The sequence below is a fragment of the Endozoicomonas acroporae genome, from assembly GCF_002864045.1.
Lineage (GTDB): Bacteria > Pseudomonadota > Gammaproteobacteria > Pseudomonadales > Endozoicomonadaceae > Endozoicomonas > Endozoicomonas acroporae.
On record NZ_PJPV01000176.1, the window covers coordinates 23,878 to 30,330 of the forward strand.

At 49.3% G+C, this 6,453-nt stretch carries 5 protein-coding genes; 4 read left to right on the forward strand and 1 reads right to left on the reverse strand.

The window, feature by feature from the left end:
* Window positions 1-17 precede the first annotated feature (17 nt).
* From CX664_RS23145 to asd, 4 genes are all read left to right on the forward strand, one after another.
* Window positions 18-1,232: an ADP-ribosylglycohydrolase family protein gene (locus tag CX664_RS23145; RefSeq protein ID WP_101749014.1), complete on the forward strand. Its 1,215-nt coding sequence runs from the start codon at window positions 18-20 to the stop codon at window positions 1,230-1,232.
* Between the two features lie 311 nt (window positions 1,233-1,543).
* Window positions 1,544-3,172, forward strand: coding sequence for a hypothetical protein (locus tag CX664_RS23150; protein WP_101749015.1), 1,629 nt, complete (start codon window positions 1,544-1,546; stop codon window positions 3,170-3,172).
* Window positions 3,173-3,315: 143 nt separating this feature from the next.
* Window positions 3,316-4,149 carry a sulfurtransferase gene (locus CX664_RS23155; protein WP_101749016.1) on the forward strand — a complete coding sequence of 278 codons (834 nt, stop codon included), beginning with the start codon at window positions 3,316-3,318 and terminating at the stop codon, window positions 4,147-4,149.
* Between the two features lie 227 nt (window positions 4,150-4,376).
* Entirely contained in the window at window positions 4,377-5,249 is an 873-nt protein-coding gene (gene asd, locus CX664_RS23160; RefSeq protein ID WP_101749017.1) for an archaetidylserine decarboxylase, read from the forward strand.
* Here the strand turns inward: asd and CX664_RS23165 are convergent.
* Window positions 5,242-6,324 carry a hypothetical protein gene (locus CX664_RS23165; protein WP_101749018.1) on the reverse strand — a complete coding sequence of 361 codons (1,083 nt, stop codon included), beginning with the start codon at window positions 6,322-6,324 and terminating at the stop codon, window positions 5,242-5,244. The genes asd and CX664_RS23165 overlap by 8 nt on opposite strands.
* Window positions 6,325-6,453 lie beyond the last annotated feature (129 nt).

Here is a 6,453-nt window from a genome sequence, read left to right on the forward strand (position 1 = left end):
AGTAACGGGAGTAACTCATGTTGGCCAAAATAACTACTTTCAGAAGCATCAACATTGTCATCAAACGATGGCTGGTACTCATCCTTCTGCCCCTGGCTACCATTGCCACAGCAACCCAGACGCCAGAAAACAACACAGCTGAAGCTGTTGACAATGAGACGATCAGCACGTCAGCAGGTCCTGAGGATCTGGCCAGAATCAATCGGGCCGCTGGTGCCATCATGGGTGTCCTGATTGGTGACGCACTGGGGCTGGGGACGCAGTGGTATTATGATATGGACGCCCTGCACAGGGAGCACGGCACCTGGGTTGACCACTACGTTGACCCCAAACCCGACGGTGATCACCGGTTCGCCAACGTCAGCCGGTTTCGCTACGAACAGGGATTACGCGCTGGTGATCTCTCCCAGACAGGCCAGATTTACACCTTGTTGCTGGAGAGCCTGCATGAAAAAAAACAGCTTGTGGGCAATGACTTCTTCCGGCGTCTGGATACCTTATACGCCACGCTCAGTGGGGAGGCCTTCTCAGGACGTTACACCGATAGTCTTCACCGGGCCTTACTGAAATATCGAGCCCGGGGTATAGAGTGGGACGACATGCATTCGTTCGTCCCGACCAATGATACATCTGACGGCGCATTGCTGCTCGTTCCCCTTGCTGCCACCATCTCCGACCCGGTAGATTTTGCCCGTGCAGCGGACCAGCTGCTGCAGGTGTTTTACCGGGATCACTTTGTCAGGGGGAACCATATCGTCTACGGCCTGGTTATCCAGGCGTTGATCAATGGCATCACTGTTGATGAGCTGGAAGATTACCTGAGACCCATGGCTCGCCACCCTGCCATTGCCCCTATTGTTGGTGGCTACGACCGCTTCATAACCCCGGTCAATGGCAGCATCGCCCGCCGTCCGGATCTGGTCAGTATTCCAGAGCCGAAGTACGTCAGTCATCTCTTTGGTATGGACTGTCAGGTTATGCACTTGCTGCCCGCTGCTTACTACCTGATGTATCGGTTCCCGAATGATTTTGAGATGGCTACCCTCTCCGCCAGCAATGGCGGCGGCAATAATATGGCCAGGGCAGCATTGACCGGAGCCATCGCCGGAGCCATAAACGGCATCAGCAATATACCGCAACGGCTGTTAAAAGAATTACGCAATGGTGACGAGCTGGAAAACCTGGCAAGGGAGGTAGCCAGTCAAAATCACCAGGAGCCTGTCCGAGAATAGACTGCCTAGCGAGATCATGCTTTCCATAAAACATTAGAATGCTATGATCTCGCCTGTTCTATAGCGCAAATATTATCTCCCTGGCAAAGATTGCCTGACTACATTTTTAGTCAGGCTCAAATCCCAGCGATTTCCTGATGCATAAGGGTATTTTCAGAACACATTCAAGAACTGCCACTGGTTTGCACTTTGTTTGTGCTTTGGACGATGGTCTTGAAAAATTGAACTTTAAGCATAAAAATCAGTCGAATTTTATAAAATTGAATCCAACCTTTTAATAACATGATGGTTCGCTCTTCAGGCAAATTGCAATGAACTCATTAACATCAGACTGTGGATTTTACAGGTTAAAGTCCCAGGCAAGAGAGCCGGTGGAACATGACGAAAGATTCAGTATTGGCTCTGCGGTCAGCCCACTCATGGTATCGGATGAAAGTCGACCCCAAAACACTTTTGAGGCAACGCGGCTCCCCGAGCGACTCACCGTTGCTGTTCCTGAATCAATAGCTGTTCCTGAAACAGTTGCTCCTGAGCCAGTTGCTCTTGAAACCGTTGCTCCTGAGGTCATCGCTGTTCAAGAGTCAGTTGCTGCTCAAGAGACAGTTGCTGCTCCAGGCGCTGCTTCCTGTGTTGGGCTCTCTTTGCCCGGAACTTCGCCTGTTGTCAAAAAACAGATTCCCGAACAGTTGCATGATATTTGCCAGCAATGGCTTGCGCTAAGCCACCGCTTCCCCAAAGACCTCGGTTTCGAGCAAACCAGCGAACTGGTCGAGGCCTTCAGAGAAGTATTGCTTCAGCGACTTAGGGGATTGGCATCAGAACCTGCCAAATCCACCACAGGCTTGCAGCCATCGGGGTGGTCTTCAACGCACCACATCAAACCGGCTGACCAGAAAAACGCACCTGATGACAGTGGCCAGAGGGATCATCAGCTGGTGGACCATTTCTGGCTAAGTTACCTGAATGCGATAAGCCGACGTATTACCCAGATACGCAGTGATGATGTCCGGGGGAATGGCCAGACTCCGGAAGAACCGGATTCGTTCACCTTTGAGCAGCTGAACCAGAAAAGCTGGGATTTATATGCCAGGATCGGTATGAGCTATCCGGACAACATCCCGCTGATTCTTAAACAGGCTTCCTATCCTCTCAGCCATGGTGGTGACACTTTCGCTATTATCCATAGTGTTGTTTTTCAGGGCGTAGAGGCCAGTAGCAACTTTGTGAGCAACCTGCTTTTTGCCCTGTGTGAATACTATCAGCCGGAACAACGGCCTCCGACAAACGGCTCTGAGCCAGTGATTATCCGGTTATTCGAGCAGCTCGGCTACTGGCGGCAACAAAACGACAAACTGATTGTCCCGAAAGTCAAAACGGCTAAAGAGGAGATTCGCCCCATGCTTATTTTCAAAAGCATGGAGCGAATTATCCCCAAAGAACACCCATTCCAGCAGGCCCTGACCAAGGTCCAGATTGACAGCGGCCCAATCGGCATACTGGAAGGCAGTGTTACCCGGCAAAAAAAATGCCTGAAGCAAACCATTAAGGCGCTTGCCAGTTCAAAAGCCGCTGATGATCTGGCCAAAGCAAAACAAAGACCATCGCCAGCCAAAACACAGCGAAAGCAAAAAAAAGACAAAAAGACCACCGCCCCCCTCTCCTGCAACAAACCTGCTGCGCCATCGACAGCTACGACATCAGAGGCTGGCAAAAAAAATTCCGGGGAATGTCTGAGCGCATTGGCAGACAACAGCGGCTCACCAATAACATTTGCCAGACAATGCAAACAGCTCATTAATGCTGACAACGTCGACCTGCTGAAAAAACTGCTGACAGAGAATCCGCAACTTTTCCACGGATTAAAACAGTCACAGAAAAATAAAATTGACAGTTTTCTGAAAGCAAAGAAACTTCCCAATTTTATGCGGGATAAACACTAAAATACGCTGGTACTGGATAGGGTTGTTCAGGCAGAATTGCCCGACATAGTTATCTAACAGGTTGACATTCGGGCCACCATAAGAACCTCTAATGCAGAGAGCCACAAACAACAGGCCCTGATATTTAACGCCCTGGACGTAATATGACTGACAATAACAAGCTGCCACTTATCCTTGAACCAGATGTTCTGGAATCCATACTCACTGCTGAAGACCATGCGTCAGTAAAAGAGCGCCTGATTATTATTGATCTTGGTAATCCCCGGCTGTATCAACAGGCTCATGTCCCCGGGGCCATCAATGTGCAACCCCATCAGCTGGTTGCAGGAACGCAACCGGCCCGTGGCAAACTGCCAGCGCTCAGTCAACTGGAGTCGTTGTTCAGTGAGCTGGGCTTTACCGGCGAAGAGCACTTTATTGTTTACGATGATGAGGGCGGTGGCTGGGCGGGGCGCTTTATCTGGACGCTGGATGTTATTGGTCACCGGAAATATTCGTATCTTAATGGTGGTATCCATGCCTGGTTGAAAGAAGGCCATCCAAGAGAGTCCGGGGCCAACGTGAGAGCTTCCACCGACGTTTCCCTGACGATAGATGACCGTGTTATTGCCAGCTGCGACTTCATCCTTGAAACACTGGCGAGCCCGGAGTTCACTATCTGGGATGCACGCTCTCCAGAAGAATACTGCGGAGAAAAGGTCATGGCACAGAAGGCCGGCCATATTCCCGGAGCCATTAATTTTGAGTGGACCCGAGCCATGGACCCGGAAAAGAACTACCGAATTAAAGAAGGGCTGGTGGCGGAGCTTGATGCCCTTGGTATTAAAAGAGATCAACAAATCATCACCCACTGTCAGGCCCATCACCGTTCAGGGTTTACCTACCTTGTGGCCAAAGCGCTTGGATTTAAATCGGTCAGAGCCTATGACGGCTCATGGTCTGAATGGGGGAACCTGCCTCATACACCAGTTGCTTAAGTAGTTAATAAGGAAACACAGCAATCACCGATATAATCACCGAAGGTGCAGGCAGTCATGCCATGAATTACAATGGCTGCCACTTTCCTGTTTTTCGAGAACCATTGTCTTGATGTTGACCAGACAATGATTCATTTGAACAACCTTCAGAGCCTGGCATGATCCCCTGCAAATAGACGACAGGCTCTTATCAGATACCTATTTTAACTACAGGATATTTCATCACCGTGAAAGAAAAACTGTTTGCAGCTATCCAGTATGTACTGCCCCATCACCTGATCTCCAGGGCTGTGTACTATTTTGTGGAATGCCAGATTACATGGTTCAAAAATGGCCTGATTCGCTGGGCTATCGATCACTACCACGTCAATATGAGTGAAGCGAAACGGGAAAGCGCTGAAGAGTACCGCCACTTTAACGACTTCTTTACCCGGTCATTAAAGGAGGGAGCCCGTCCTTTACCCGAAGACCCGGAGATGATTGTCAGCCCGGCCGATGGTGTCATCAGTCAGATAGGCGACATCAAGAACGGCAGAATATTTCAGGCCAAAGGCCATGACTACAGTCTGGTCGAACTGCTCGGTGGTGATCTGGAGCTTGGGCAGGAGTTTATGGGTGGAAAGTTTGCCACCATTTACCTCTCCCCGAAAGACTACCACCGTGTCCATATACCCGCGGCCGGGTCCCTGCACAAGATGGTCCATGTGCCAGGACGCCTTTTCTCTGTAAACCAGGGGACCGTTGAGAATATCCCCAATCTCTTTGCCCGGAACGAACGGGTAGTCAGTATTTTTGATACAGAATACGGCCCCATGGCAGTCATCATGGTTGGGGCAATCAATGTTGCCAGTATTGAGACCGTATGGGCCGGTCTGGTGACACCACAAAGGGGGCAGGTTGCTACCACCACCTATGGTGAGGCGAGCCCGTCGGTTGAATTAAGCCGTGGTGATGAACTGGGCCGCTTCAAACTGGGTTCCACTGCGATAGTGCTCTTTGGCAAAGACCAGATTGAGTGGCTGGAAAACTGGCAACCAGGCCTGTCGATCAAGATGGGGGAGGCATTGGCCCAGGTCAATAGTGCGCCTGTCATCAATTAGTGCCTTCTCCATAGTGGAGATTTTTATCACATTCAGCCTGGTATTCAGAACCTCCGGGAGCGCAACGAATCCGTGTCAGAAACTCAGTTGCTGAAAGACGTTTGTTCTGCGTCTCTCCACATTCGAGCGAATCATCTTCCGGGGAAGGGGCCGTTGTTTCCGGATTGATCAAATCGCTAAGGAAGGCAACTTTTTCGCTGTCAGGCATAGGGCTATGCAGGGTATGGCAAATAACGCCAAGAGTCCCGGTTAAACACTCGACCACTTTATCGGCTAAATACTTTTCATTATCCGTTGTAACACGAGTTTGAATGTCATTTGCGCCATCATCTGGAATTACCTTTATCTGAATGTATCTGGGGTCGACTAACGGTTCAGGAGTGTTATCGAAACTCATTCGGGCCTCGGCAGGCAGCCATTTTTGTTCCCAATCATTGAAATATTCAAACACGTCGAACCCGGGCTTAAACACATTGGGTTTGCGCAAATCAAAATAGTCATATTTCATCAGATGAACAATTACCTTGTGATTAGCGATGAAATAAAAACGGTCAAAATGATACTCATCTGCTTCGTCGAGCCCATATTTACCGGGGGAGAGATGGAGAGCGTGTTTCACGTCGTCAGTCGAGAGGCCATCGTCATACATACGTTGTTCTGCTGACTCAGTTAAACGGGCCGCTTTACAGGGTTGGCCGACATAAATTACCGGTAAGGTCTTACATGCTTGTAACTCTTCATTGGTCTCGAGCCGGATTTGATCGGCCAACTCCTTAGGTGATAACAATAAAGATTGAGGGCTGGCCATTTTCCGGGGAGGGATTTCCGGCGGTTGTCCTGGCACAACGGGAGATGACATTTGGGATTGAACAGAAACTGTCGCTTGTTGTTTAACGTGTAACTGCTCATTTTTGCCTGGCAAAATCTCAGTTTCTGTCGTTATTTTAGGGGTTTTACTGAGCTGTAGAGGATCGCATGTAGAATTTGCCAGTCTTTTTTGAGCAGTTACTTTAACGTCTCTCCCTGAGAAGCATGAAGGGCTTGATATATCGTAACTATTCAGCACCCCTAACATAAATCTGGAATTTTCTGATTTTTATACCATCCTCTTAACCACTGTTTTTTTATTAATATTTAGCCAACATGGTTCAAAAGCCACCTGCACCTTTATCGACTGAGATTCTCTTGAAAGAGAATACACAGC